Origin of the sequence: Ancylobacter sp. VNQ12 (assembly GCF_049445835.1) — a bacterium.
Taxonomy (GTDB): Bacteria; Pseudomonadota; Alphaproteobacteria; order Rhizobiales; family Xanthobacteraceae; genus Ancylobacter.
This window is the reverse complement of sequence record NZ_JBMSDU010000021.1, coordinates 27,725-54,276: the sequence shown is the minus strand read 5'-3', so window position 1 is coordinate 54,276 and position 26,552 is coordinate 27,725. Positions and strand designations below refer to the sequence as shown.

Sequence of the window (26,552 nt, the reverse complement as noted above, 5' to 3'; positions counted from 1 at the left end):
GGGCAAGGACCCGCCTCACCGCCCTGCCCTCCTCATCTGGCGGCCCCCGTCACCTCGACCCGTCCCGCATCGGTGCGGGCGAAGCGGCCCGGCCGGTACATGTCCTCGACGATCGCCGGCGGGTGAGCGTAGCTGCCGGGCGAGACGGCACGCACGACATAGGCCACGCGCAGGTTCAGCGCCTCGTCCCCGTCCTGAGTCCGGTCGAAGGCCGCGGCGAAGAAGGCGTCGCGGAATTCGACATGAGCGGTATCGCTGGTCTCGCCAAGCCAGGCCAGCGCGCCGGCATCCGAACCCACCGCCAGAGCGGGGTTGTCGATTTCGAAACCGGCCGGCAGGTAGTCGACCAGCAGCACATGCGAGGGACCGGCCTCGTCCTCCTCCGCTTCCAGCACCACGACAAGGCGCTGGTTCTGCGCCACCTTGGCAGGATCGACCGGCTTGCCCTCCAGCGTGAAATAGCTGCGCGTCAGGGCAAAGCCGGCCGCGTCGGCGGGTTCCGGCGTCGAGGGCGGACCGTCGATGGACACGGCGACGTCGAGCGGGGCGGTGCCGCGATTGGTGATGACCACCGGCTTGGCCGCCAGTTCCTCCGGCGTGAGCGCACGCTCATAGATGCCGGTATGCGCGGCGCCATCGATGTCCAGCGCGATGCCGCGGCCCTCGCGGGCGGCGCGGGCCGCGAGCAGCAGCCAGGCATCTTCCTGCGTCGAGGTCGGTCCGGCATCGATGAAGGCGGTGGCGAGCCGGCTGCGGGCGGTGCGTGCCGTGCCGGTGAAGCCGGCCTCGGAGGCGAGCGTCGCCACCCCGGCCGCGTCGCGCAGGATGGAGCCGAAATCCGGCCGGCCGGAGGTCAGCGTCTCCGGTGCGTCCGGCAGCAGCTCCAGCGCCGCGCCGAACACGCGCTCGGCCCGCCCCTTGTCGCCGAGCATGGCCAGCGCCGCGCCGAGCTGGCCGCGCGCGAACGGGCTCTGCACCTCCTCCAGCTTGGCGTCGACGACATAGCGCAGGTCACCCACCGGCGCCCTGCCGTTGCGCGCCAGCACATAGATGGCGTAGGCCGCGCCGTCGTCCGTCGCGCCGTCGCTGGCGAAAGCGAGCGCGTTGCGCAGCCGGTCCAGCGCCAGCGAGAAGGGCTGATCCGGGACATGATGGCCCTTTTCGCGCGCGCGGGTCAGGAAATCGGTGACATAGGCGTCGAGCCACACATCATTACCGCCCGCCTGCCACAGGCCGAACGAACCATCCGAGCCCTGCCGGGCGACCAGCCGGGCAATGGCACTGGCGATGGTCTCCTTGGGATCCTTGGTCAGGCGGAAGCGCGAGGCATTGCCGAAATCGCTGAGATAGAGCAGCGGCATGGCCGTGCTGGTCAGCTGTTCCGAACAGGCGAAGGGATAGCGGTCAAGCGCGCCGAGCAGCGCCGGCACGTCGAGCGCAGGGTCGGGACCGGCGAACACCGTCACCCCGCCCCGTCCGGGCACGAGGTCGGCCACCAGATCGCGACTGAGCGTGATGGACGCGCCCGGCGCGATGCTCTCCACGCTGCGGCGGGAGATCGCGGGATAGGCGGGCCGGACGTTCAGCCGGTAGTCGCGGACCACGGCAAGGCCGCCGGGGCCGGAGAGCCGCACCGAGACCTTCGCCTCGCCGAGCCCCTTGCCGTTCACCTGGAGGTTGAACGCCTGCCGTCCGCCCTTCTCCAGCGGCACGGTCCTGGGCGCACTGGCGACCGACACCGGACCATCCGTCACCACGTCGAGCGCATAGTCGCCGGCCTCGCCGTCGACATTGGCGATGGCGAGGTTGAGCGTCGAGCGGTCGCCATTGGCGAGGAAGCGCGGCAGCGTCGCGGTGATCACCACGGGATCGCGGATGGTCACGTCTTGCTGCGCATGGCCGACCGCCGCGGCCGACCACGCCACCGCCATCAGCCGGCCGGTGCCGTCGAAGGGCGGGATGGCGAAGTCGACGGTGCCCTTGCCGTCGGCGTCGAGCTTGACCGGACCGGAGAACAACGCGAGCGGCGGCTGCGTCGGCGGCTCGGCCTGCAACCCGGCATCCATGGCATCGCCGCCCGAGCGCAGGCGTCCACGCGCGCCCAGCATGCCGTCGATCAACTGGCCGTAGAAGTCGCGCACCTGCGTCCCCAGCGCCCGCTGGCCGAGATAGAAGCCGTCCGGGTCCGGCGTCTTGAAGCCGGTGAGGTTGAGGATGCCGACATCGACGAGGGCCAGCGTCACATAGGCTTCGCTGCCCCGTCCCGGACCGGACACCGAGATCGGCACGGACAGCGTCGTCTCCGGGCGCACCAGCGTCGGCGCGTCGAGCTTCACCTCTAGCGCGCGGGCGGCACGGTCGACGCCGAACCAGGCGAGGCCGATGGCCCGGCCGGGATTGCGGCCGGCCGCGACATCGAGCGGACGGTGCAGGAAGGCGAGCGCATAGGCACCCGGTCCCCAACTGGCGGCAACGTCGAACTCAACCGCGCTGTCGCCTGCCGGCACGTCGAGGGTTTTCGAAGCCAGCACGCCGTCGCCAACGATCAGCACCGTGGCCGAGCCGGCATAGCGGCTAGCCAGATTGACCTTCAGCGTCTCGCCGGCCGCGTATTGCGCCTTGTCGAGAGCGACTTCCAGACGATCGGGCGCATCGGCCGTCGCGCCGCCCCCCCAGCCCGCCTCGAAAGGCACAGCGGTGGCGATCTTGCCGTCGCTCACTTCCAGCCGGTAACGGCCCCACTCGACCGGCACGTCGAGCCGCGCCGGCGCGCCGGCGCCTAGTTCCAGCTTGCCGTCGGCAACCTTGCGGACTGACTCGACCGGCTCGAAATCCCAGTTGCTGCCAAGGCGATACCATTGGTAGCGCGTCTCGATGCGATAGAGCGTCCACTGCGCGCCGGCGAGCACCACGGGCTTGCCCGCCGCATCGAAGGCCTGCACCTCGAAGCCGGCATGGGCGTTCTCGCCCGGCCCGTTGCCGTCGAACAGCGGCTTCACGCCGATGCCGTTGCCGGAAGGCCGGACGGGCAGCACCACCGAGCGGCGCACGGCGCGCCCGCCGCCTTCGTCGAGGCCGACGAACACTTCCGCTTCCAGCGGGCGCGCGGTCGGCGGCAGGACCGGCAGCACCACCGACAGGCTCGCCTTGCCCTGCGCGTCCGTCACCGGTGTGTCGGCAAGCGGCTGGCGCTCCGGCGCGAAGCCGTCATCGGGGCGGCCGAAGCGCCAGCCCGGCAGGCCGGGACGCGCCTTGGCGACGCGCACCTCGATCTCGCCGGTGATGTCGAGCCCGGCGGCGGGCGGACCGAACAGCCAGCGCCCGTCGGCCCGGACATTAACGGCGGTATTGGGGGCGATGGAGGCGGCATCGGTGGACAAATCGAGCGCCAGCCGCTCGGGCACATAGTCTTCCAGCAGGAAGGTGGTCTCGCCCACCGGATTGCCGCGCGGATCGACATAGGCCTCGATGCGCCAGACACCGGTCATGGCATCGCCCATCAGCGCGAAGCCGACCGCGCGCCCGCCGGCGCCGCCGTCCTGCGCCAGCACGCGGCGTTCCTCGACGCCGTCGGGCCGCTTGAGGATCAACGTAAGCGGCGTGCCCGCCACGGCCTGAACCTGCGGATTGCGCAGCAGCGCGGTGACATGCACCTCCTCGCCCGAGCGGTAGACGCCGCGCTCGGTGGTGACGAAAGCGTCGAAGCGCTCCGGCGCCGCCCGCCCGCCGACGCCGCGGTCGGTGAGGTCGAAGGCCTGATCCTCCAGCGAGAGGAAGGCGTAGTCGCCCTCCTTCGCCCTGGCGACGACCACGGCAGGGGCGAAGCCGTCCTTGCCGCGCATCAGCCCGGCATCGAACGTTGCCGCGCCGGACGCATCGGTGCGCACGGTCGCCAGCACCTCGTTCGACTTGGCGAGCAGGCGCAATTCGACATCGGCCAGCGGCTGCGCGCTGCCGAGCGCGCGCACGATCACGTTCAGCCCGGTATCGCCCGACAGCGCGGTGAGGCCGAGATCGGAGACGACGAACCACTGTGTCGAGCGCGTGTTCCACTCATCGTCCGGACTGGCGGCATCGCCCGCCGGACGGGCCGCGAGCACATAGACGCCGGGCGCCAACGTGCCGACCGCCTCGTCGACCGGGAAGGAGGTGGTGACGTCCTCGTTCAGCGGCGAGCCGGTCTCCAGCTCGCCCTTGAACACGAGTTCGGCCTGGCCGTTCTTCAGCTTCTCAAGGTCGAAGGCCGCGAGGTCGCGACGGAATTCGCCGTCGAGCGCGGTCGGTATCAGGCTGCGGTCGCCGATGCGGTAGAGTTCGACGCCGACGCGCGAGGTGTTGACGGAGACGACCGGAATGCCGCGCGGACCCGTGCGCGGCAGCACATAGTTGCGTCCGGTGAAGCGCACGCCCGGCTTGCGGTCGCGCACATAGATGGTGAGGTCGGCGGCCTCCGGAAGCGACTCGGCGGCAATCGAGGAAGGCAGTCCCTGCCGCAGCCCGACCTCGTAGGTCTCGCCGTGCTTCAGCCCTTCGATGCACAGCTGGCTGTCGTCGACCGTCACCGCCGGCCGGTCGACCGCGCCCCCCGGCCCCTTCAGCGTCGCGAAGCTGGAGAAATCGACACCGCCCTTCGCCAGCGGTTCGGAGAACTGCACGCAAATGCGCGGGTTCGAGGCGTCCGAATCCACGCTGTAGTCGAGCATGCGAAAGCCGCGCTCGGCACGCAGCTTGTCATAGAAGGCACGCTGGTCCGGCACGTTGGCATAGGTGAGCGCCAGCGCCAGCGTGTCGAGCGCTCCGCGCCATAGCGAGCGCTGGTCATAGAGATGGCCGATGGCGAACAGCGCATCGGCCTGCGCCACGCGCGTCGTGGCATTGCGATAGGCCATGAAGGCGGCACCCTGCGCGCGATCGAGGAAGGTGTCCTCGCTCTCGTTCTCGTTCGGCTTGATGCGCGCGAGGGCCCGCGAGAGCCGCAGCCAGGCGCCGGCATCCACGCTGCCGCGGGCGAGCCGGCCATAGATATCGGCAGCGGTGCGCGCATCGCCGGCGGCGAGCGCCGCGTCGGCGTCCTTGCGCAACTGCGCCGCCGGCTTGGCGAGCGGCGTACGGTCGCGATCCAGCAGCGACTGAAGGCGACGGGCGGATTCGATGAGGTCGGGGCGCGAGAAGGTCTTCGGCAGCGCATCCGAGACCGCGGCGGGCGGGGCCGCCGCCGGCGTGGCCTGCTGCGTCGTCGTCGCCTTCTGCTTGGCCGCCTGTTTCGGGGGCGGCGTCTGGGCGAGGCCGGGGCCCGCCGTCATCGCCAGAACCAACATTAACGCGGCGCTTCCGCGCCAGAACCGCGACAAGCCTGCCGAAGACACGAACATACCACCCACCCCGAGACGCGCCGGCCGAACCGGCGCGCTAAGATTAGGACGGAATTGTCTGCAGGACCATGACCGTAGGTGATGGTCCTTACCTTTGCCCCGGCAGTTCAATGAACCATGCGGTGAATGACACGGATGTCACACTGCCGAGGATTGCCACGCCGGTGCCATTGAATAGCCGTTCGCGCTTCGGTATACGGGCCGTCATCCATTTCGGGCCTGCCGTCGCGACAGTGGCGGAGGAGCGTTCCGATTCAACCGTGGCCGGACGCGGCCGCCGAGACCAGAGGCATTCCATGTCGACCACGTTCGAGACCGTCGCCAACATCATCGCCGAGACGTGCGACATCCCGCGCGAGAACATCACGCCGGAAAGCCACGCCATCGATGATCTCGGCATCGACAGCCTGGACTTCCTCGACATCGCCTTCGCCATCGACAAGGCGTTCGGGATCAAGCTCCCGCTCGAGAGCTGGACGCAGGAAGTCAACGAGGGCAAGGCGACCACCGAGCAGTACTTCGTGCTGAAGAACCTGTGCGCTCGCATCGATGAGCTGATCGCCGCCAAGACCGCCTGATGACGGTTTCGCGACGTAGTGGCAGGACGGGGTAATGCGGCTCGAATATTTCCAGATGATCGACAAGGTGCTGTCCCTCGACCTTGAGGCACGCACCCTGAAGACCGCGAACACCGTTCCGACCGAAAGCCCGATCTTCGAAGGCCACTTCCCGGGGCACCCGTTGCTGCCGGGCGTGCTGCTGTTCGAGATCATGGCCCAGAGCTGCGGCATGCTGCTGCTGCGCCTGCATAATTACGACCGAATGGCCTTCCTTGCCTCGGTGGACAAGGGCAAGCTGCGCACCTTCGTCACGCCGGGTCAGGTCATCGAGGTCGAGGCGCGCATGGAGCATGACGGCTCGGGTTTCGCCCGGCTGAAAGCCGATGGCCGCGTGGACGGCAAGCTCGTCTGCAACGCCGATATCACTCTGAAGACCATGCCGTTCCCCGCGCCGGAACTGCGCGGCTATCTTCTCTCGACCGCCGAGCGTATCGGCATGCCGATGGGCGATGCCGCGCCGGATGCCGAGGCGACGCGCTCAGGAAATCTCTCGCATGTCTGACCGTCGCGACGTCTGGATAACCGGCATCGGGCTCGTCTCGTCGCTCGGTGAAGGCCTCGAAGCTCATTGGCAGGCCCTCTCCGCTGCGCCGCAGCCCGTCATCGACCAGACGGGCTTTGCTCCCTACGTCGTGCATCCGCTGGCGAAGATCGACTTCGACAAGCAGATCCCGAAACGGGGCGACCAGCGGCAGATGGAGCCGTGGCAGCGCATCGGCACCTATGCGGCCGGCCTTGCCCTCGCCTCCGCCGGCATCGCCGGCAACAAGGACATTCTCGGCACCACCGACATGGTGGTGGCGGCGGGCGGCGGCGAGCGCGACCAGTCGGTCGACGGTGCCATCCTCACCGACATCGAGAAACAGTCGAAGGCCGACGTCTTCCTGAATGAGCAGCTGCAGTCCAACCTGCGCCCGACGCTGTTCCTGGCCCAGCTGTCCAACCTGCTGGCCGGCAATATCTCCATCGTGCACGGCGTGACCGGCTCCTCGCGCACCTTCATGGGCGAGGAAAGCTCGGGCACGGATGCCGTGAGAATCGGCTGGTCGCGCATCTCTGCCGGCACCAGCGAGATCGCGCTGGTCGGCGGCGCCTACAATGCCGAGCGGCGCGACATGCTGCTGCTGTTCGCGCTGAAGCGGCTCGCCATGCATGCCCCGTGGGCGCCGGTCCTGGCCGACCCCAAGGGCGTGCCGACCGGCTCCGCCGGCGCCTTCCTGGTGCTGGAATCGCCCGAGCATGCGACCGCGCGCGGCGCCAAGCCGATCGCCAAGCTGTCCGGCGTCTGGTCCGAGCGCGCGCGCCGCGGTGAGCCCGGCGCGGTCGAGGCGACCATCGAAGCCCTCGTCAATACCGCCGCCGGCGACGTGACCGAGGGCACCGCCATTCTTTCCGCCGCGTCCGGCGCGCCTGAGCCCACGCGGGCCGAGGTCGCCGTTCTGGAGCGCTCGGGTCTGCCGGTGCGCTCCGTCACCGATCGCGTCGGCCACAGCCTCGAAGGGCAGCTTCCGGTCGCGCTGGCGCTTGCCGCCCTTGCGGTGTCCGAGGGCAAGCTCTTCGCGCCGCTTGCCGGCGAGCCGCTGGAAAAGCCTTTCGAAGGCGCGCTTACCCGTGCCATCGTCACCGGAGTGGGGCATTGGCGCGGGGAAGGCGTCGCGCTGGTCGAGCGCGTCGACTGACCCAACTTGCGGAAGCACGCCGCTTCCGAGGAGCAGATCATGGCTTCCTATACCGACAAGGCCGGTCGGCCGATCGTCGTCGTCACCGGCATGGGCATGGTGACATCGCTCGGCCAGGGCAAGACGGACAACTGGGCGAAGCTGACGGCCGGCAAGTCCGGCATTCATCGCATCAGCCGTTTCCCGATCGACTCGCTGCGCACGACCATCGCCGGCACGGTCGACTTCCTCCCCGAGAGCGGGCGCACCGCGCCGGACCTCTCCGAGGAGCTGGCGCAGCTGGCGGCGGAAGAGGCGATCGCCGAATCCGGCATCGGCTCGAAGGGCAATTTCCCCGGCCCGCTGTTCTGCGCCGTGCCGCCGATCGAGCTGGAATGGCCGCAGCGCCGTATCCTGGCGCAAGAATCGGCCGCCAACGGGCCGATTTCCTATGATGACCTGCTGCGCGCCGCAGAGGCGAACGGCCACGACGCCTGGCACGAGCGTTTCCTCTATGGCTCGATCGCCGACCACCTTGCTGACCGCTTCGGCACGCGCGGCCAGCCGATCTCGTTGTCCACCGCCTGCGCCTCGGGCAACACCTCGATCCAGCTCGGCGTCGAGGCGATCCGGCGCGGCGATTGCGACGCGGCGCTCTCCATCGCCACCGATGGCTCGGTGACGGCGGAAGCTCTGATCCGCTTCTCGCTGCTCTCCGCGCTGTCGACCAACAACGACAATCCCGAGGCGGCCTCCCGTCCGTTCGCCAAGAACCGCGACGGCTTCATCATCGCCGAGGGCGCCGGGGCGCTGGTGCTGGAGAGCATGGAGCATGCCGTGGCGCGCGGGGCGCAGATCCTCGGCGTGCTGGAAGGCGTCGGCGAGATGGCCGACAGCTTCCACCGCACCCGTTCCTCGCCGGACGCCAAGCCGGTGATCGGCTGCATGCGCAACGCGCTGGCCGATGCCGGCGTGGCGCCGGAGGAAATCGACTACATCAACGCCCACGGCACCTCGACGCCGGAGAACGACCGCATGGAGTTCACCGGCATGAGCGCGGTGTTCGGCGAGCGGATCGGCTCGATCCCGCTGTCGTCGAACAAGTCGATGATCGGCCACACGCTGACCGCGGCCGGCGCCATCGAGGCAGTGATCTCGCTCCTGACCATCCAGAACGGTCGCATCCCGCCGACCATCAATTACGAGCTGCCGGACCCGGCCATTCCGCTGGACGTGGTGCCGAACGTCGCCCGCGACACCCAGGTGAACCGGGTGATGTCGAACTCCTTTGGTTTCGGCGGGCAGAATGTCTGTCTGATCCTCACCGGCGAGCCGGCGTGAGGCTGTTCGCCTCGACACGTGCTCATCGCGATGGCCGGGCTCGTCCCGGCCATCTGCTTTCTGCGCCGGCCCCAACCTTGCCCGTGCGCCGCTAACCGGGACCATCCCTGAAAGGTCGGGTGTCATGACCCAGCGCGTTCTCGTGACCGGCGGCGGCCGCGGCGTCGGTGCGGCCATCGTGCGGGCGGCCGCGCTGGCGGGCTTCGAGGTGGTGTTCACCGTGCGCACCGCCGCAGCCGAGGCCGAGGCGCTGATTGCCGACATCCTGGCCGAAAAGCCCGACGCAGTGGTCGAAGCCCGCGCTCTGGACCTCGCCGACAAGGTCGCGGTGGAGGAATTCGCCGCCGTGCTGGCCGAGGAGCCGGCCTATTATGGCTTCGTGCACAATGCCGGCATGAGCTACGACACGCTGGCGGCCATCGTCGACCAGTCCCGCGCCGAGCAGCTGATGCAGGTCAATTACTGGTCCTTCGTGAAGCTGGTCGGCGCGCTGGTGCGGCCGATGACGCGCGCCCGCGCCGGGCGGATCATTGCCATCGGCTCGATCGCCGCCGACGTCGCCAATGCCGGCAACGCCATCTATGCCGGCTCCAAGGCGGCGCTGGCCGGCTATTGCCGCACGCTGGCGATCGAGAGCGCGCGGCGCGACGTCACGGTGAACGTGGTGGCGCCCGGCTTCGTCGACACGGCGATGCTGGCGCCCTATGCCGCCTATCGCGCCAATGTGGAGAAGCAGATTCCCGCCGGCCGCTTCGCAGGCCCCGCCGATGTCGGCGCCGTGGTCGGCTTCCTCCTCTCGCCGGCGGCGGCCTATGTCACCGGCACAACGCTGCCGGTCGATGGCGGTCTGTCCGCCGCACTAGCCATCCAGCGCTGATTTCGATATCCACCCTAGTCCTTTTCCGGACGGTCCTATCCCCTCGCCTCCCAAGGGCAAGCGGGAGGTGGCCGCGCCGGTGATGCCCCGGAGTTGTCCATGCGCGCGCTTCAACTGGTTTCCGACCGCGAACTGACCCTTGTCGACCTGCCCGAGCCGGAGGCTCCGGCGCCGGGCGAAGTGCAGGTGAGCGTCAAGGCGCTGGCGCTGAACCATATCGACGTCTGGGGCTGGCGCGGCATGGCCTTCGCCAAGCGCAAGATGCCGCTGGTCGTCGGCGCCGAGGCGGTGGGCGAGGTCGTCGCCATCGGCGAGGGCGTCACCCGCTTCAAGCCGGGCTCGAAGGTTGCGATGTATGGCGCGCTGACCTGCGGCCAGTGCCGCATGTGCAAGTCCGGCCGCGACAATCTGTGCGAGGAAGTCGCCGGCGTCATGGGCTTCCATGTCGACGGCTTCGCCCGCGACACCCTCAACATCAAGGAGCGCCTGTGCGTGCCGATCCCGGAGGGCATCTCCTGGGTCGATGCCGCCACCGCGCCGGTGACCTTCTCCACCGTCGAGCACATGCTGTTCGACAACGCCAAGCTCGAACCGGGTGAGACCGTGCTGGTGCATGCCGCCGGATCGGGCATCGGCACGGTGGCGATCCGCATGGCCAAGGAGATCGGCTGCACGGTGATCACCACCGCGGGCGACGACGAGAAATGCGCCAAGGCACTGAAGCTCGGCGCCGACCACGTCATCAACTACAAGACCGATCGCTTCGAGCACGAGGTGCGCAAGATCACCAAGAAGAAGGGCGTGGACGTCGTGTTCGAGCATGTCGGCGCCGAGACCTGGAACGGCTCGCTGCTCTCCATGCGGCCGGGCGCGCGCCTCGTCACCTGCGGCTCGACCTCCGGTGTCTCGGTGAACATGAACCTCATGCAGCTGTTCCAGCGCCAGTACCGCATCATCGGTTCGTTCGGCGCGCCGATCCGCGCCATCGCCGACGGCCTGAAGCGCATGGAGCGCGGCGTGCTGCCGGTGATCGATTCGCAGTTCCCGCTGGAGGATTTCGGCAAGGGCCTGGAGCGGCTGGAAACCCGCCGCGTCTTCGGCAAGGTGGTCATCACCTTCTGATGCGCCGCCCCGGCACACTGACATGACGTCCGAGACCAAACCTTCCCAGCGCTGGACGCTGAGGGCACGCGACAGCGCGCTCTCAGCCGGCGTCTGGGCGTTGATGCGCGTGCTGCGCCTGCAACCGCCACAGTTCTCCGCCTGGGTCGGCAGCTTCTGGGCCCGCGCCATAGGCCGGCACACGCGCGTGCACAAGGCGGCGCTGCGCAACCTGCGCCTCGCCTTCCCCGAAAAGACCGACGCCGAGCGCGAAGCCATCGCGATGGGGATGTGGGACAATCTCGGCCGCATGGCCGGTGAGTTCGTCCATCTCGACCGTATCTGGCAGTACAATATGTGGGAGCCGGCCAAGAGCCGGATCGAGACCACGGGTGTCTCCAACTTCGTCGCCATGCGCGTCGACGGCAAGCCGGCGCTGGTGTTCACCGCCCATCTCGGCAATTGGGAACTGCCGGCCATCGCCGCCGCGGCGCAGGGGCTCGACAGCGCCGTGCTGTTCCGTGCGCCGGACAACAGCTTCCTCGCCGACCTGCTGTTCAATGCCCGCAGCCGGGTGATGGGCGAACTCGTCGCCGCCTCGCATGTCGCGGTGTTCGAGCTGGCGGCCATGCTCGACCAGGGCAAGCATCTCGGCATATTGGTCGACCAGTCGCGCTCGGGCGGACCGATGGTCGACTTCTTCGGTCATCAATGCACCTCGAACCCAACGATCGCCCGCCTCGCGCGGCTCTATGAGTGCCCGGTGCACGGGGTGCGGGTGATCCGCCTGCCCGGCGGGCGCTTCCGCATCCAGTGCACGCCGGCGCTCGACCTGCCGCGCGATGCCGGCGGCAAGATCGACGTCAACGGCTCGATGCAGATGATCACGTCGGTGGTCGAGGGCTGGATTCGCGAATATCCCGAGCAGTGGACGTGGTTCTACCGCCGCTGGCGGCATTTCGGGAAAGAGTTCTGAACTCCCCTATAACGAAAAAGGCGCCCGGTCCGACCGGGCGCCTTTCTTTTTATGTCCTGTTCGGGACTGTTCACTTGCCGCGCTTGAAGTCGCTCCAGGTGCGGGTAACGACGCGCTGCACCTTCTGCGGATAGGTGGTCACGGTGAACAGCTTCTCCTGCGTGTCCTTCGTCGGGTAGATCGCCGGATTGTCGAGGATCTCCTTGTCGACGAACTGCTGCGCGCCGAGGCTGCCGCTCGCATAGGAGATGTAGTTGGAGTTCTTCGCCGCGACCTCCGGCTTCATCATGTAGTTGATGAAGGCCAGCGCCGCATCCGGATGCGGAGCATCCTTCGGGATGGCGAAGTTGTCGAACCACATGAGCGCACCTTCCTTGGGGATGATGTACTCGATCTTGACCGCCGGCTTGCCGGTCTTTTCGGCGGCTTCCTCGGCGCGGGCCTTGGCCTGGAACACGTCGCCCGACCAGCCGGTGGCGAGGCAGATGTCACCGCCCGCCAGCGCGTTGATATAGCCCGAGCTGTCGAACTTCTTGATGAAGGGACGGATCTTGCTCAGCAGCTTGCCCGCCTCCTCGATGTCCTTGGGGTCCTTGGAGTTCGGATCCTTGCCGAGATAGCGCAGCGCGGTCGGGATGATCTCTTCCGGCCCGTCGAGCATGTAGACGCCGCAATCCTTCAGCTTGCCGAGGATTTCCGGCTTGAACACGATGTCCCAGCTGTCGAGCGGGATGTCGCCGAGGCGCTCCTTCACCTTGTCGACGTTTATGCCGATGCCGGTGGTGCCCCACATGTAGTTGACGGCGTACTGGTTGCCCGGGTCGTACACGCCGAGACGGTCGGCGATGAGCGGCCACTGGTACTGGATGTTCGGCAGCTTGGCCTTGTCGAGCTTCAGGAACACGCCCGCCTGGATCTGGCGCTGCAGGAACGAGCCGGTGGGAACGACCACGTCGTAGCCGGTCTTGCCGCCGAGCAGCTTGGTCTCCAGGACCTCGTTGGAGTCGAAGACGTCATACCGGACCTTGATTCCGGTTTCCTTGGTGAATTCCTCCAGCACCGACTCGTCGATGTAGTCGGACCAGTTGTAGACGTTCACGACCTTGTCCTGCGCGGAAGCCGGCGCGACGGCCAGCGCTGCCAGCAGACCGGCCGCGATTGTCGTTAGGAGGCGAGACATCCTTTTCTCCTTGGGAGAGTTGAGGGTTTTTAGGCGCGAATGCCGTCACGAGAACTCAATTCGCCAAGGCTAGTGCGTTGCCGGGCTCTGCTCAAGCCTTGGTCACGCTCACAAATAGGTCTCATACTCCAGAGGATTGATCCGGCGCTCGAATGCGAGCAGTTCCGCCTCCTTCATGATGGCGAAGACGCGCTGATATTCGGGTCCGAAGGCGCGGCCGACGAAGTCCGAACCGGCAAAGTCGCGGATCGCCTCGCCCATATCGTAGCTGAGGCTCGGCGCCTTCGCCTCATAGGCGTTGCCGGTCAACGCCGCCGGCGGCTCCAGCCCCTTCTCGATGCCTTCCAGCATGCCGGCGAGGATCGCCGCCAGCACGAGGTGGGGATGGGCATCCGCCCCGGCGATGCGGTGTTCGAGGCGGCGCGCCTTGGGCGGGCCGTTCGGCACGCGCACGGCAACCGCGCGGTTGTCATAGCCCCAGGAGATGCTGGTCGGGGCGTAGCTACCCGGCACCAGCCGGCGGAAGCCGTTATAGCTCGGCACATAGAGCAGCGCGGTGTCGACCATGGTGGCGAGCATGCCCGCCGCCGCGTTGCGCAGCAGCCGGTCGCCCGCCTCGCCGGCGCCGAAGGCGTTGGCGCCCTCATTGTCGGTCAGGCTGACATGGACATGCATCCCCGAGCCGGCGAATTCGAGGAAGGGCTTGGCCATGAAACTGGCGCGCAGCCCGTGCTTGCGGGCAACGCCGTCGATGAGCCGCCGCAGCAATATGGCGTCGTCCGCCGCCGCCATGGCGTCGCGGCGGTGATAGAGGTTCACCTCGTACTGGCCGGGCGCCGCCTCGGAGATCACCGTGTCGGCGGGCAGCCCCTGGATGCGCGCCGCCTCGCGAATGTCGTGCAGCAACGGGGCGTAGGCGTCGAGATCCGACATGGAATACATGTTCTGCCGCGCCGGCCCCGAGGACGAGGTGGCGAACACCGGCTCCGGCACCCCGCCCGGACCCGGCGCCGGCTTCATCAGGTAGAATTCCAGCTCGAAGGCCACGCACGGATGCAGCCCGCGCGCGGCGAGCCGCTCCACCTGTGCCGCGAGCTTGTGGCGCGGATCGAGCTCCCAGGGCTTCTCGCCGCCGCGCCCGTCCGGCTCGTACATCGAGATCATCACCTGCGCCGAAGGGCGCGGCGACCACGGCACCGGCTTCAACGTACCGGGCACCGGGCGGCACATGCCGTCGCGATCGCCGGTCTCCATGTGGATGCCGGTCTCCTCGACCTCGCGCCCCCAGATATCGAGCCCGAAGATGGAAAGCGGGATGGCGACGCCGTCGACCCAGATCTTGCCCCCTGCTCCGCCCGGGATCCATTTGCCGCGCAGCACGCCATGCGTGTCGGGCAGCAGCACTTCGACGATCTCGGGCGCGCCGTGCTCGGCGACATAGGCAGCGAACTCGTCAGCCGTGCGTTCGGTCTCGTGTGCGGTGGCCGCGGAGATGTCCGCAGCGTCGGGCAATGGCATGATCCACCTGGTTGAATGCGTCACATCGATTTTGCTCATGGCTGCCGGGCGACGGTCAAGTTCCCCCTCCAGCCATCAGATGGGCATGTTGTGCCATGCCGAGACGCTTGACGCACGCTAAATGTGATCACATTGTTCGTCTCAACCAACCGACACGCTCAGGTGCGCCATGTCTCTGCCGAAAACCACCGCCGAACTGCGCGCCCTCGATGCCGCGCATCATCTCCATCCCTTCAGCGATACCAGGTCGCTGAACGAGGAAGGCTCGCGCATCATCGTCAAGGCCGAGGGCGTGTGGCTCACGGATTCGGAGGGAAACCGCATCCTCGACGGCATGTCCGGCCTCTGGTGCGTCAATGTCGGCTATGGCCGCGAGGAGATCGTCGAGGCGGTCGCCGCGCAGATGCGCGAGCTGCCCTACTACAACACCTTCTTCAAGACGACCCACAAGCCGGCCATTGAGTTGTCCGCCAAGCTCGCGGAACTGACCCCGCCGCAGTTCAACCGGGTGTTCTTCACCGGCTCCGGCTCGGAATCGAACGACACGGTGATCAAGCTCGTCCGCCGCTATTTCCAGATCAAGGACAAGCCCGAGAAGAAGATCATCATCTCCCGCCGCAACGCCTATCACGGCTCGACTGTCGCTGCCGGCAGCCTGGGCGGCATGGCGCCGATGCACGGGCAGAGCGCGGTCATCCCTGATGTCGTCCACATCGCCCAGCCCTATTGGTGGGGCGAGGCGCAGCAGGGCGAGACGCCGGACGAGTTCGGCCTGCGCACCGCCCGCGCGCTGGAAAACACCATCGACGCGCTGGGCGAGGACCGCATCGCCGCCTTCATCGCCGAGCCGGTGCAGGGCGCCGGCGGCGTCATCGTCCCGCCGCCGACCTACTGGCCGGAAATCGCCCGCATCTGCCGCGAGCGCGACATCCTGTTCATCTCCGACGAGGTGATCTGCGGCTTCGGCCGGACCGGGAACTGGTTCGGCTGCGAGACCTTCGGGACGCAGCCGGACATGCTGGTCATGGCCAAGGGCATCACCTCCGGCTACATGCCGCTCGGCGGGGTGATGGTGGCGGACCGGGTGGTCGACGCGCTGCTGGAAGGCGGCGACTTCAACCACGGCTACACCTATTCCGGTCATCCCGCTGCCTGCGCCGCGGCGATCGCCAATCTCGACATCATGGTGCGCGAGAAGCTGGTCGAACGCGTCGCCGGCGATGTCGGCCCCTATCTCAAGGCGCAGTGGTCCAAGCTCGCCGAGCATCCCCTCGTCGGCGAGGCGCCGATGGTCGGGCTGGTCGGCGCGCTGGAGCTGACGCCGGACAAGATTGGCCGCACCAAGTTCGCCGATGTCGGCAAGGTCGGCACGCTGGCGCGCGACTTCTCCTTCAAGAACAACCTCGTCATGCGCGCCGTGCGCGACCGGCTGATCATCGCCCCGCCGCTGGTCATCTCGCATGGCGAGATCGACGAACTCGTGGCCCGCGCCCGCAAGACGCTCGACCAGACCTATGACGAGCTGAAGCGTTGGGGCTGGCTGCGGTGAGCCGTCAGCACGCGGGCGGGAAACGTGCTTATATGGACGTCTGTGGCCAACTGCGCCGGGTGACGGCAAGATGAACATAGTCGCTCCGTTCGCCGAGGGATCGGGCATCAGCCCGGCCCGTACCGCCGCGTTGCGTTCCGAGGCCGAGGCGCTCTATCTCGGCATGCGGCCGAAGACCCGCGCCGCGGCCGGCGCCGCCGCCCACCTGTTCCAGGGCGTGCCGATGCACTGGATGGTCGACTGGTCGACCCCGGTGCCGCTGGTAGTGGCGGAGGCAACGGGTGCACGGCTCCTCGATGTCGACGGCCACGGCTATGACGATTTCTGCCTCGGTGACACCGCTTCGCTGTTCGGCCATGGGCCGGCGCCGGTGGCGGAAGCGCTGACCCGGCAGGCAAGGCTGGGCCTTGCCACCATGTTGCCGAGCCCCGACGCTGCGGCCGTCGGCGACCTGCTCACCGCCCGCTTCGGCCTGCCCTATTGGCAGATTGCCACCACGGCGACAGATGCCAACCGCTTCGCGCTCCGCGCCGCGCGGGCGGCGACCGGGCGCCCGCGCATTCTCGTCTTCGACGGCGCCTATCATGGCGCGGTCGATGAGACGTTCGTGGAGATCGCCGCCAATGGCCGCCCGGCGAACCGGCCGGGCCTGATGGGCGAACCACGCGACCTCACCCAACTCACCCGCGTCGTGCCGTTCAACGATCTCGACGCGCTGGAAGAGGCGCTGTCGGACCGGACGGTGGCGTGCGTCATCACCGAGCCGGCCATGACCAATTGCGCCATGGTGCTGCCGCAGCCCGGCTTCCATGAGGGCCTGCGCGACATCTGCAGCCGCCACGGCACGTTGCTGCTGATCGACGAGACCCACACGCTCTCCTCCGGCCCCGGCGGCTATACGCGCAAGTTCGGCCTCGCGCCGGACCTGTTCGTGGTCGGCAAGGCGATCGCCGGCGGCATTCCGGCCTCGGTCTGGGGCATGTCGGCGGAAGTGGCGGCGCGCCTGAAGCACGCGCAGGAGCACCGGCCGGAAGGCCATTCCGGCATGGGGACGACGCTGTCGGGCAGCCCGCTACAGCTCGCCGCCCTGCGCGCGACGCTGGAGCATGTCGCCACCGACGCCGCCTATGCCCATATGAACCGCCTGGCGGACCGGATGGAAGCCGGGCTGTCGGCGGTGCTGAGGGATGCGCGCCTGCCCTGGCACATCGCCCGCTGCGGTGCCCGCGTGGAGGTGGTGCGCGCGCCCCGGCCGCTCACTGATGGCGGCCAGGCGAAGTCGGCGCATTTCCCGGATCTGGAGGCGGCGATCCATCTCGCCATGCTGGTGCGCGGCGTGCTGATCTCGCCGTTCCACGACATGATGCTGGCCTCGCCGGCAACCGGCGAGGATCAGGTCGAGCGGCTGATCGAGGCGACGCGCGACGTGGTGCGCCGGCTGACGGACTGAAGGACGCTCAGCCCTTCTCCGTCTCGAAGCCCGCTTCCTTCCAGGCGAGGATGCCGCCCGCCATGTGACGGAACAGCTCGACGCCCGCCGCCTGGGCCGCCGCGGCGGCCTTCTGCGAGCGCTGGCCGGAGCGACAGGAAAAGACGAGCGTCTTGTCGCCGGGATCGGGCAGAGCCCTCGCATCGAAGGTCGAGAGCGGGAATTCGACCGCGCCGGGAATGCGCTCGGCCGCGAGCTCGTTGGGCTCGCGCACGTCCACCAGAAGAATGGTGCCAGCCTCGAGCCCGGCCTTGACCTCGTCGACCGACAGATTCTCGATCACGCCACCGAAGGGATTAGGCTGCATCGTCATGCTCCTTGCTACCAGGCGAGGAGGTAGACCCGCCGCCGCCTCTCCGCAAGGGCGATTGGAGGCGTGGTCAGGAGCCCGGTGCGCGCGGCGGGCGGGCGACAACGACGCCGGCGACCACCATGGTTCCGCCGATCGCCACGACCAGCGAGGGAATCTCGCCGAACAGGAACGCGGCCAATATGGTGCCGACGACGATCTGCAACAGCAGCACGGTCGAGATGAGCCCCGCCGGCAGGCGGCCAAGCGCGAAGGTCGTCAGGCCCTGCCCAGTCGCATGCGCGATCAGCCCGAGGCCGATCACCGCCAGCAGTCCCTGCATGCTGCGGGGGATGATGATCTCCCCGGTTGCCAGCGCCCAGGAGAGGCAGAACACCGCGCCGACGCTGCTGGCGATCAGCGAGAGCATGCCGCCGCCCATCGCGCTGGCGGCGTGCTCGCCGCCCCGCCGCAGCAGCCGCGATACCAGCATGTAGCCGGCATAGCAGAGTGCCGCAGCAACGCAGAGCGCATCGCCGAACACGCTGGCGGCGTCGCTCACCGTGGCGGTGGCGCTGCGCGAGATGATCAGCGCTGTGCCGGCCAGGGCCAGGCCCAGCGCCATGAGCAGGCCGCGCGTGGGGCGCTCACCGAGACAGAGCCAACCGAAGACCAGCACGAACACCACGGCGAGATTGCCGAGCAGCAGCGCATTGGCCGTCGTCGTATGGGCAAGGCCGATATGAAAGGCGATGAGGTCGGCGCCGAAAAACAGGCCGGCGAACGAGGCGAGCAGGAACTGCCGGACGGTGAACAGCGGTGCCGGCCGTGTATCACCCATCGCGACCCGCCGCCCGTGCGCCGTGCGGCGCTCGGCATAGGCCCAGATGATCGTCGGTCCGAGCGCGAAGAACAGGCGCCAGAAACCGATCGCCGCCGGCCCGACATCCGACAGCCGCACCAGGATGGCCGAGAAGCCGATGCAGAACGCCGCCAGCACTACCGCGAAGAAGGCGTTGCGGCGCAGAAGCGCCTCGTGCGCCTCGCTGGTGACGGGGGCGAAGAGATGGACGCCGGCGGCGGCGGCCGGAACGATTGCGGCGGCGGGAGGGGGAGACATCGCGGTCGAGGACCAGAATTGCACGTGCAGGGAAAAATGCTGCGGGTCCCATCCGCCCGCCACGGCGCGCGCCAGTGACGAAGCGCCGTGTGCAGCGATCTACACCCGGCGCTGAAATCGCCAAAGTGAATTTATTTTGTCGTTACATCGACAAAAGTGATATGAAAGGCCGATATGCACTTTGGGCCGGCCTCCAGGGTCGGCGATCACTCCGGCGGGTCCCTTCATGCGCCATCTCGACACAGAATCTCTCGGCATGCTCATCGCCATCGTCGACACGGGCGGGTTCACCGCCGCGGCGGAGAGGGTCGGACGCACGCAATCGGCGGTATCGGCCCGCATCGCCCAGCTGGAGGAAAGCCTCGGCGTGCGACTGCTGGAGCGTTCGCGCCGCGGCATCGCCCTGACCGAGACCGGCGAGCGCCTGGTCGCACATGCCCGCCGCCTGCTGTCGTTCGAAAGCGAGGCGCTGGCCGACCTCAAGGGCGGCACGCCCGAGGGAAGCGTGCGGCTCGGCATGCCGGACGACTATGTCGACGCTTATTTCACCCCGACGATCGCCCGCTTCGCGGCGGCGTATCCCCGAGTGGAGATTTCCATTCGCTGCGATCTCTCGAAGAATCTCGAGCCGGAAGTGGAGCGCGGGCAGATCGACGTGGCGCTGATCACCCGCGACCTGACGCGCCCGACCGGCGAACTGCTGAAGAAGGAGAAGCTGTTGTGGCTCGCCGCCCGCGGCCACCGGCCCGAGCGCAGCGAGCAGTTGCCGCTGGCGTTGTTCCCGACCGGCTGCCGTGCACGCCCTCACATCGCCGCCGCGCTCGACAAGGCCGGACGGAACTGGCGTGTCGCGTGCACCTCTTCCTCCCAGGGCGGCATCCATGCGGCGGTCGAGACCGGCCTGTGCATCACCGCGCTGGCGGAATGCGCGGCACCTGCCGACTGGCGCCGGCTCGGCCCGGCGGACGGACTGCCTCCCCTGCCCGACATGGAAATCGGCCTTCTGCTCGCGCCGGCCGCCTCCCCCGCCGCGCGCCGGCTCGCCGACACGCTGCGCACCGCCATGTCCATGCCGGCGGCGGTCGCGGCCGCTTAGTGCTGGCGCTGTCATAGAAAATTCGCGTGCGGCAGCACGACTGGCGCGGTAGCTGTTGCCCATTATGACAGCCCGTCGAACAGTCCCCGCCGACGTCTCCTCGCCCGCCGGCACGCCGGGCGAGGTGTTCCTGGTTTTCCTCCGGCTCGGCCTGACCTCGTTCGGCGGCCCGGTCGCCCATCTCGGCTATTTCCGAGAGGACATCGTCACGCGCCGCCGCTGGCTCAGCGAGGACGCCTACGCCACGCTGGTCGCGCTCTGCCAGTTCCTGCCGGGCCCGGCTTCCAGCCAGGTTGGCATGGCGATCGGGCTGATGCGCGCCGGAATGGCCGGCATGACGGCCGCCTGGCTGGGCTTCACCCTGCCCTCCGCGCTGCTGATGCTGGCCTTCGCCTATGGCGTCACCAGCGCCGGTGCCGCAGGCATCGGCGGCGGATGGCTGGCCGGGCTCAAGATCGCCGCTGCCGCCGTGGTCGCCGACGCGGTGCTCGGCATGGCGCGCAATCTGTGCCCGGATCGGCCGCGCCGGACCCTCGCCCTTCTCGCCGCGGCGGGTGCCGCCGTCCTTCCCGGCGCGCTGGGGCAGATCGGCGTCATCGCCTTCGGCGCGGCGGCGGGCCTCGCCTTTCTCGCCGTGGATGGAACGCCTGTTAAGCCCCCCTCCGGCCATCTGCCGGGGCGAACCGCTTCCCTCGTCTCCCTTGCGCTGTTCGCAATCCTGCTCGCCGGACTGCCGCTGCTGGCGCAGGCGACCGGCGACAGTGCCGCCGCGCTGTTCGATACGCTGTACCGGGCCGGAGCGCTGGTGTTCGGCGGCGGGCACGTGGTGCTGCCGCTGATCGAGGCCGAACTGGTCCATCCGGGCGGGCTGACCCGCGAGACCTTCCTTGCCGGCTACGGCGCGGCGCAGGCGGTGCCGGGCCCGCTGTTCAGCTTCGCCGCCTATGTAGGCGCGGTGATGCCGACAGCGCCCAACGGCGTCGCGGGCGGCCTGCTCGCCCTCGTGGCGATGTTCCTGCCCTCGGCGCTGCTGGTCTATGGCGCGCTGCGCTTCTGGACCAGGCTGGCGGCCGATGCCCGCATCCGCAAGGCCATGAGCGGCGTCAACGCCGCCGTGGTCGGGCTGCTCGGCGCCGCCTTCTGGAACCCGGTGGTGACGTCGAGCATCACCTCCAGCCTCGCCTTCGCCATCGCCGTCATCGCCTATCTCGCGCTGGCGCTGTGGCGCGTGCCGGCATGGGCGGTGGTGCTCGGCGCCGCCGCCGCCGGCGCGCTGCTTCTGTAGCTTCTAGCCCCGCGTCACCTTCAGCGGCGAGAAGCTCTGGCAGGTGGGCAGCACCTGCAGGCGATTGACGTTCACATGGCGCGGCAGGGTGCAGGTGAAGAACACCTGTTCGGCGATGTCCTCGGCCGTCAGCGGCTGGAGATTGGCATAGACGCTGCCGGACTTCGTCTCGTCGCCGTGGAAGCGCACCAACGAGAACTCCGTCTCCACCATGCCCGGCTCGATATTGGTCACGCGGACCTGCGTGCCGGCGAGATCGGCCATCAGGTTCAGGGTGAACTGCTTCACGAAGGCCTTGGTCGCGCCATAGGTATTGCCGCCGGGATAGGGATAGTCGCCGGCGATCGAGCCGGTGAACACCACATGGCCCTCGCCGCGCGCGACCATGGCCGGCAGCGTCGCCTTCACGGTGTAGAGCAGGCCCTTGATGTTGGTGTCGATCATCGCCTCCCAGTCGTCGAGGCTGGCCGCCTGCGCCGGCTCCAGCCCGAGCGCGAGGCCGGCATTGGCGAACACCACATTGATGGCGCTAAAGCCTTCCGGCAGGCCGGCGAGCGCGGCGAGCAGCGCGGCATTGTCGCGCACATCGACCTCCAGCGGGTGGAAGTTCGGCCCCAGTTCGTCACGCAGGGCGATCAGCCGATCGGCGCGACGGCCGGTGCCGATGACGCGCGCGCCCGCCAGGGCGAAGCGGCGGGCGCTCGCCGCGCCGATGCCCGACGTCGCACCGGTCACCAGAACCGTCAAGGTGGCGGGGTCCAGCATCTGGTACATGGCGACATCCTTTATCCTGCGGGCGTGAATTGCTGCGCTGCAAATAGCCCGTCCCGAGCCTTGCGTCCATGCGCCACGCGCGGTTCCCTCGGCCCGGCCGTGCGACGTTAACCGCCTGTTGACCATCCGGCGGCGATTCATCGGCGACAGGCTGCCGCCTCGGCAAGGTCATGCTCACGCCACGATCCTTGGCGACACAAGAAGATGTGCCCTATCGTATGAAAATACCGATGCGGCACCGAACGGGAACCAACGTCTGCAGGCCATTGCAGGCGAGGAGTTGAAGGTCGATGAACCTCAAGATCGTCGTGACGACTACCGCAGTTGCGCTCATTTTGGGCGGCTGCAGCACGACGCTGGACGGCTTCGGAAGTCAGCAGGCCGCTGTCGAACCCAGCCAGATCACGCCGGCCCCCTCCGGTTCCATCGAGAGCTCCCCGGTGCCCGCCCTTGCCGATGCGACCCATGGAACGGCACAGACGACCGGGAATGGCGCCACTGCCGCGACCGCCTCTGCCGCGGCGACGCCGCGCGCACCGGAAACGCCGGTCGCCCTGTCGCCCGCGCCGGCCGCTGCCCCTGGCGGCGTGGCCTTTGCCGAACCCGGCGCGGCGCGCACCCAGCTCGCCGGCGTCTGGAGCTTTGGCTGGGACAACGGCCAGAAGACCTGCAAGGTCACGTTGTCGACCGACCGCGGCATGTCCGGCTTTGCCGCCAATGCCGATGTCGGCTGCCCGAACGATATCTTCATGACCAAGGGCTGGGACGTCTGGGGCAACGACATCGTGCTGCAGAACCACCTCGGCAAGGTCACCGCCCGCCTGCAGCCGGCCGGCGGCGGCCAGTATGATGGCACCGCGACTGCCGATGGGTCGAAGGTCTCGCTGACGCGATCCTGATATTCAGGCCGAATGACTGCACGGTTCCAGTCATTCCTTCACACAACCAACCCCCATCTACGCAGATTGCCGTATTCAGGCTCCGTGGTGTTGCACGGCACAAAGGTTGCCGTCATGCGCGTGTGAAAAAATCCGTCCATATTCGAAATATAACGGGCACGACTTCGTATTCTATCGGATTTCGTCAGTACCCGACTGTGAGATCTTGAGCACAGTTGCCGATCACATGAACGGGAACTGGAAAATAGTTCGTGCGTTAGGCGCAGGAGCGGTCCATCGTATCCATCAGGAAAGCTGATTGATTCGCTCGTCCAATCGGAGGGACTTGTGATGCTGCAAGCGGCGGTGATGACCAAGCGTTCGATGTCCTCCGCCCCGGGGCGCGAGGTTGCTTCACTTGATCTCGAAGCCGGGCGTCCCCTGTTCGCGCGGCGCGATGCGGCGTCGGTATCGCAGCTGATGATCCAGATGCTCGACCTGACCCGCCCCGGCTCCGACGCCGAAGCGCTTCGCCTGCTGCGCGAGGCCTTTCCGGCAGCTCCGCTGACCGCGCGGGTCGAAGCCATGGCCCGCCGCGCCCGCTGAGGCACAGTCGCCAGATCCAGAAGCACCTTGGTAGGCGTCTTCCTTACCGACACGGCGCCCCTGTGGGCGCCGTTTTCGTTAGTACCGAGCTGCGGGCCGACCCGTCAGTTCAGATGGCTGTGGCGATCATCGTCATGGGCAGAACCCAGGTGGGCATCGGGCCCGATCGCCGCCGCCGGGTGGCGCGCCACATATTCGCGCATCAGCCGGGCGTAGCGCAGCGCCGAGAAGGGCAGCGCCGCGAGATAGGCGACGCACAGCACCGCGAGCGTCGCCCAGGGCCAGGTCACCAGCACGGCGACGAACAGAACCACGCAGACGAACAGCGGCATCACCTTGTCGCGCGGAATGCGCGAACCGAAGCGCTTGCCGGACCAGGCCGGCAGCTTGGAGACCATCAGCAGCGCGATGCCGAAGCAATAGGCCGCCGCCACAGCCGGCGAGGCGACGAGGCGCGGCAGGCCGACCAGTTCGAGATAGACCGGCAGCAGCACGCAGATCGCCCCGGCGGGCGCCGGCACGCCGGTGAAGAAATCGCCGGCGAACGGGGGCTTGTTGGGGTCTTCCAGCATCACGTTGAAGCGGGCAAGACGCAGCGCCGCGCAGATGGCAAAGGCGAGCGCGGCGATCCAGCCAATGGAGCCGAGCGACTCCAGCCCCCACATGTAGAGCACCAGCCCCGGCGCCACGCCGAAGCACACGAAATCGGACAGGCTGTCCAGCTCCGCGCCGAAGCGCGAGGTTCCTTGCAGCAGGCGCGCCAGCCGGCCATCCATGCCGTCGAGCACTGCGGCGATGACAATCGCCCCCAGCGCCAGTTCCATGCGCCCCTCGATCGCCATGCGGATGCCGGTGAGGCCGGCGCAAAGCGCCAGCAGCGTCACCAGATTGGGGAGCAGCAGCCGAAGCGGCACTGCCTGGAAGCGGCGGCGGCGCGGCTCGGGAGCGTCCGGCTCGAAGGGGGGAAACAGATCGGACATCGCGTTCCTCGCGAGGCTACGGGTCAGTCGATGCGGAAGGTCGGCTCGACGCCGATGGCGGCGAGATCGGCAAGCACGGTCTCGCCCGCGACCGCGCGCTGGCCCTCGGCGACCGCCGGGCGGGTGCCGGCGGGAAAATAGACGTCGACCCGCGAGCCGAAGCGGATCAGGCCGAAGCGCTCGCCCGGCGCCAGGCTGTCGCCCTCGCGCACGAAGCTGACGATGCGGCGGGCCACGAGCCCGGCGATCTGCACCACGCCGACGGCGCCGATGGCGGTATCGAGCACCATGCCGGAGCGTTCATTGTCCTCGCTGGCCTTGTCGAGATCGGCCGAGAGGAACTTGCCGGGGCGATAGGCGATGCGCGTCACCCGTCCCGCCAGCGGAGCGCGGTTCACATGCACGTCGAACACGTTCATGAAGATGCACACGCGCGGCAGCGGCGCCTCGCCAAGGCCGAGCTCAGCTGGCGGCACGGCGGGACCCACCAGGCACACCCGCCCATCGGCCGGCGAGACTACAAGGCCGTCGCGCACTGGCGTCACCCGCTCGGGATCGCGGAAAAAGTAGCAGATCCAAACGGTGATCAGCACCGCGATCCAGCCGAGCGGCGGCACCAGCCACAGGAACAGCGCCGAGACGGCGGCCCCGATCAGGATGAACGGGTAGCCCTCCCGATGGATCGGCGCGAGGCCGCTGCGGATCGAATCGAACACGGACATCAAGCACGTTTCCCGGTGCGGTGCCGCCCATCATCGGGCAGGCGGAGAGGTAGGGCCAGAGTGACCATCCGTCAAATGCTTGGCGAATCCGTCAGGGCTGTGGCGGAACGTTGAGGGTCCGCCCTTCCAGCGCGCCCCGACGCGGCCAGAGCGTCTCGTCGGTCAACAGGCGCGGCGCCATCTCCTCGCCGCGCGCCATGAGCTCGTCGATCAGGCTGGGGCTGCGGTCGATCTTGGAGGCGGAACCGAAGCGCGCCTGCTCCAGCCCGGCATCCAGCAGATGGATGGCGACGGAAGTATAATATTCGGTGCGAGCCCCCTGCTTCCTGCGCTTCAGCCTGCCGTTGATCGCCACCAGCTCGTTGATCTTGTCGACGAAGTGCAGCTCCTGCGCCAGCGACATGTTGCCGGCCAGCTGGTCGCGCCGGTCGCGAATTTCCTCGAAGCTCCTGGGCTCCTTGCCGACGCTGAGCGGGCTGATCTGGATCACCCACAACTCGTCGAGATCGAGCTCCAGCAGGTCGCGGATCGGCGGGTTGACGCTGAACAACCCGTCCCACAGCACATGTCCGCGCGTGTGCACGGCCTTGTACAGAAAGGGTATGGCGGCAGATCCGGCGAGATCGGGATAGTCGAGATCGACGCCGCTGAAGATGCAGCGGTCGCCGGTCAGCACGTCGGTGGCGCCGACGAACAGCTCCGGCGCCCGCCGGCGCGCCGCCCTGGTCAGCTCGCGCAGCCGCAGGAATTCCTTCATCCAGCCCGCCAGTACGCGGTCGGCGCCGTTGTCGACGCGATAGGGACTGACATCGACGCTCCACGGCAGGCTGGCCATGGCGAGCCCCCAGTAATTCTGCCAGGCGTCGATCGGGGTATCGGCCTTCACCCGGTTCCAGAAGCCGGTGAGGCGCTCGCGTGCGTCTTCCGGCCCCTCGCTCGCGAGCCCCGCCCAGGCGAGCGCCGCGCAGATCGCCCCGCCGGAGGTGCCGCTGATGCCCGCCAGCTCGAAGCCGTCACGATGCTCCACCGCCAGCAGGCGCCGCAATACGCCGGCGGTGAAGGCGGCATGGCTGCCGCCGCCCTGGCACGCAATGCCGACACGCCTGCGCATCCGCTCTCTC

22 protein-coding genes are annotated in these 26,552 nt (G+C 68.3%); 13 read left to right on the top strand and 9 right to left on the bottom strand.

The annotated features are described in order from the left end of the window. Positions 1-32: 32 nt before the first annotated feature. Positions 33-5,318, bottom strand: a complete 5,286-nt coding sequence (locus tag ACO2RV_RS21180; RefSeq protein ID WP_423296223.1) for an alpha-2-macroglobulin family protein — start codon at positions 5,316-5,318, stop codon at positions 33-35. 350 nt (positions 5,319-5,668) lie between these two features. Between ACO2RV_RS21180 and ACO2RV_RS21175 the strand changes: the two genes are divergently transcribed. From ACO2RV_RS21175 to ACO2RV_RS21145, 7 genes are all read left to right on the top strand, one after another. Then, complete coding sequence (locus tag ACO2RV_RS21175) at positions 5,669-5,950, top strand: acyl carrier protein (protein WP_163074070.1); 282 nt, start codon at positions 5,669-5,671, stop codon at positions 5,948-5,950. A 34-nt stretch (positions 5,951-5,984) separates the two neighbouring features. Next, complete coding sequence (locus tag ACO2RV_RS21170; RefSeq protein ID WP_423296222.1) at positions 5,985-6,494, top strand: 3-hydroxyacyl-ACP dehydratase FabZ family protein; 510 nt, start codon at positions 5,985-5,987, stop codon at positions 6,492-6,494. Beyond that, positions 6,487-7,671, top strand: a complete 1,185-nt coding sequence (locus ACO2RV_RS21165) for a beta-ketoacyl-ACP synthase (RefSeq protein WP_423296221.1) — start codon at positions 6,487-6,489, stop codon at positions 7,669-7,671. The genes ACO2RV_RS21170 and ACO2RV_RS21165 overlap by 8 nt, the downstream gene beginning before the upstream one ends. Positions 7,672-7,710: 39 nt before the next feature. Next, a complete protein-coding gene (locus ACO2RV_RS21160; RefSeq protein WP_423296220.1) occupies positions 7,711-8,991 on the top strand; it encodes a beta-ketoacyl-ACP synthase in 1,281 nt (426 codons plus the stop codon). Between the two features lie 124 nt (positions 8,992-9,115). Beyond that, positions 9,116-9,868, top strand: coding sequence for an SDR family oxidoreductase (locus ACO2RV_RS21155; RefSeq protein ID WP_423296219.1), 753 nt, complete (start codon positions 9,116-9,118; stop codon positions 9,866-9,868). Positions 9,869-9,967: 99 nt separating this feature from the next. Beyond that, on the top strand, positions 9,968-10,990 hold the full coding sequence (locus tag ACO2RV_RS21150) for a zinc-binding dehydrogenase (RefSeq protein WP_423296218.1): 1,023 nt from the start codon (positions 9,968-9,970) through the stop codon (positions 10,988-10,990). A gap of 22 nt (positions 10,991-11,012) precedes the next feature. Then, the gene (locus tag ACO2RV_RS21145; RefSeq protein WP_423296217.1) at positions 11,013-11,945 is read left to right on the top strand and encodes a lipid A biosynthesis lauroyl acyltransferase; all 933 of its coding nucleotides are present in this window, start codon (positions 11,013-11,015) and stop codon (positions 11,943-11,945) included. Positions 11,946-12,015: 70 nt separating this feature from the next. Here ACO2RV_RS21145 and ACO2RV_RS21140 read toward each other — a convergent pair whose 3' ends face one another. Both ACO2RV_RS21140 and ACO2RV_RS21135 read right to left on the bottom strand, forming a co-directional pair. Continuing rightward, positions 12,016-13,125 carry a polyamine ABC transporter substrate-binding protein gene (locus tag ACO2RV_RS21140; protein WP_423296216.1) on the bottom strand — a complete coding sequence of 370 codons (1,110 nt, stop codon included), beginning with the start codon at positions 13,123-13,125 and terminating at the stop codon, positions 12,016-12,018. Positions 13,126-13,233: 108 nt separating this feature from the next. Next, positions 13,234-14,643, bottom strand: coding sequence for a glutamine synthetase family protein (locus ACO2RV_RS21135; RefSeq protein WP_423296215.1), 1,410 nt, complete (start codon positions 14,641-14,643; stop codon positions 13,234-13,236). A gap of 169 nt (positions 14,644-14,812) precedes the next feature. On the opposite strand from ACO2RV_RS21135, the gene ACO2RV_RS21130 reads away from it, so the two are divergent. Both ACO2RV_RS21130 and ACO2RV_RS21125 read left to right on the top strand, forming a co-directional pair. Then, positions 14,813-16,192, top strand: coding sequence for an aspartate aminotransferase family protein (locus ACO2RV_RS21130; RefSeq protein WP_423296214.1), 1,380 nt, complete (start codon positions 14,813-14,815; stop codon positions 16,190-16,192). Positions 16,193-16,262: 70 nt separating this feature from the next. Continuing rightward, positions 16,263-17,642 carry an aspartate aminotransferase family protein gene (locus tag ACO2RV_RS21125; protein ID WP_423296213.1) on the top strand — a complete coding sequence of 460 codons (1,380 nt, stop codon included), beginning with the start codon at positions 16,263-16,265 and terminating at the stop codon, positions 17,640-17,642. Positions 17,643-17,649: 7 nt separating this feature from the next. On the opposite strand, the gene ACO2RV_RS21120 is transcribed toward ACO2RV_RS21125, so the two are convergent. After that, entirely contained in the window at positions 17,650-17,988 is a 339-nt protein-coding gene (locus ACO2RV_RS21120) for a rhodanese-like domain-containing protein (protein ID WP_423296212.1), read from the bottom strand. Between the two features lie 73 nt (positions 17,989-18,061). After that, positions 18,062-19,090: a DMT family transporter gene (locus tag ACO2RV_RS21115; protein ID WP_423296211.1), complete on the bottom strand. Its 1,029-nt coding sequence runs from the start codon at positions 19,088-19,090 to the stop codon at positions 18,062-18,064. 226 nt (positions 19,091-19,316) lie between these two features. On the opposite strand from ACO2RV_RS21115, the gene ACO2RV_RS21110 reads away from it, so the two are divergent. Together ACO2RV_RS21110 and chrA are read left to right on the top strand one after the other, a co-directional pair. Next, the gene (locus ACO2RV_RS21110; protein ID WP_423296210.1) at positions 19,317-20,186 is read left to right on the top strand and encodes a LysR substrate-binding domain-containing protein; all 870 of its coding nucleotides are present in this window, start codon (positions 19,317-19,319) and stop codon (positions 20,184-20,186) included. A 64-nt stretch (positions 20,187-20,250) separates the two neighbouring features. Next, entirely contained in the window at positions 20,251-21,471 is a 1,221-nt protein-coding gene (gene chrA, locus ACO2RV_RS21105; RefSeq protein ID WP_423296209.1) for a chromate efflux transporter, read from the top strand. A gap of 3 nt (positions 21,472-21,474) precedes the next feature. Here the strand turns inward: chrA and ACO2RV_RS21100 are convergent, their stop codons facing one another. Next, positions 21,475-22,245 (bottom strand): SDR family NAD(P)-dependent oxidoreductase, encoded by a 771-nt coding sequence (locus ACO2RV_RS21100; protein WP_423296208.1) that lies wholly within the window; start codon positions 22,243-22,245, stop codon positions 21,475-21,477. 290 nt (positions 22,246-22,535) lie between these two features. Between ACO2RV_RS21100 and ACO2RV_RS21095 the strand changes: the two genes are divergently transcribed. Together ACO2RV_RS21095 and ACO2RV_RS21090 are read left to right on the top strand one after the other, a co-directional pair. After that, complete coding sequence (locus ACO2RV_RS21095; RefSeq protein WP_423296207.1) at positions 22,536-23,144, top strand: protease inhibitor Inh/omp19 family protein; 609 nt, start codon at positions 22,536-22,538, stop codon at positions 23,142-23,144. 330 nt (positions 23,145-23,474) lie between these two features. Beyond that, positions 23,475-23,729 carry a transferase gene (locus ACO2RV_RS21090; RefSeq protein WP_423296206.1) on the top strand — a complete coding sequence of 85 codons (255 nt, stop codon included), beginning with the start codon at positions 23,475-23,477 and terminating at the stop codon, positions 23,727-23,729. A 104-nt stretch (positions 23,730-23,833) separates the two neighbouring features. On the opposite strand, the gene pssA is transcribed toward ACO2RV_RS21090, so the two are convergent. The 3 genes from pssA to ACO2RV_RS21075 all read right to left on the bottom strand — a co-directional run bounded on the left by pssA (position 23,834) and on the right by ACO2RV_RS21075 (position 26,542). Then, positions 23,834-24,709 carry a CDP-diacylglycerol--serine O-phosphatidyltransferase gene (pssA, locus tag ACO2RV_RS21085; RefSeq protein ID WP_423296205.1) on the bottom strand — a complete coding sequence of 292 codons (876 nt, stop codon included), beginning with the start codon at positions 24,707-24,709 and terminating at the stop codon, positions 23,834-23,836. Between the two features lie 23 nt (positions 24,710-24,732). After that, complete coding sequence (locus ACO2RV_RS21080) at positions 24,733-25,431, bottom strand: phosphatidylserine decarboxylase (RefSeq protein WP_423296204.1); 699 nt, start codon at positions 25,429-25,431, stop codon at positions 24,733-24,735. 91 nt (positions 25,432-25,522) lie between these two features. Further along, complete coding sequence (locus tag ACO2RV_RS21075; RefSeq protein ID WP_423296203.1) at positions 25,523-26,542, bottom strand: patatin-like phospholipase family protein; 1,020 nt, start codon at positions 26,540-26,542, stop codon at positions 25,523-25,525. Positions 26,543-26,552: the final 10 nt, after the last annotated feature.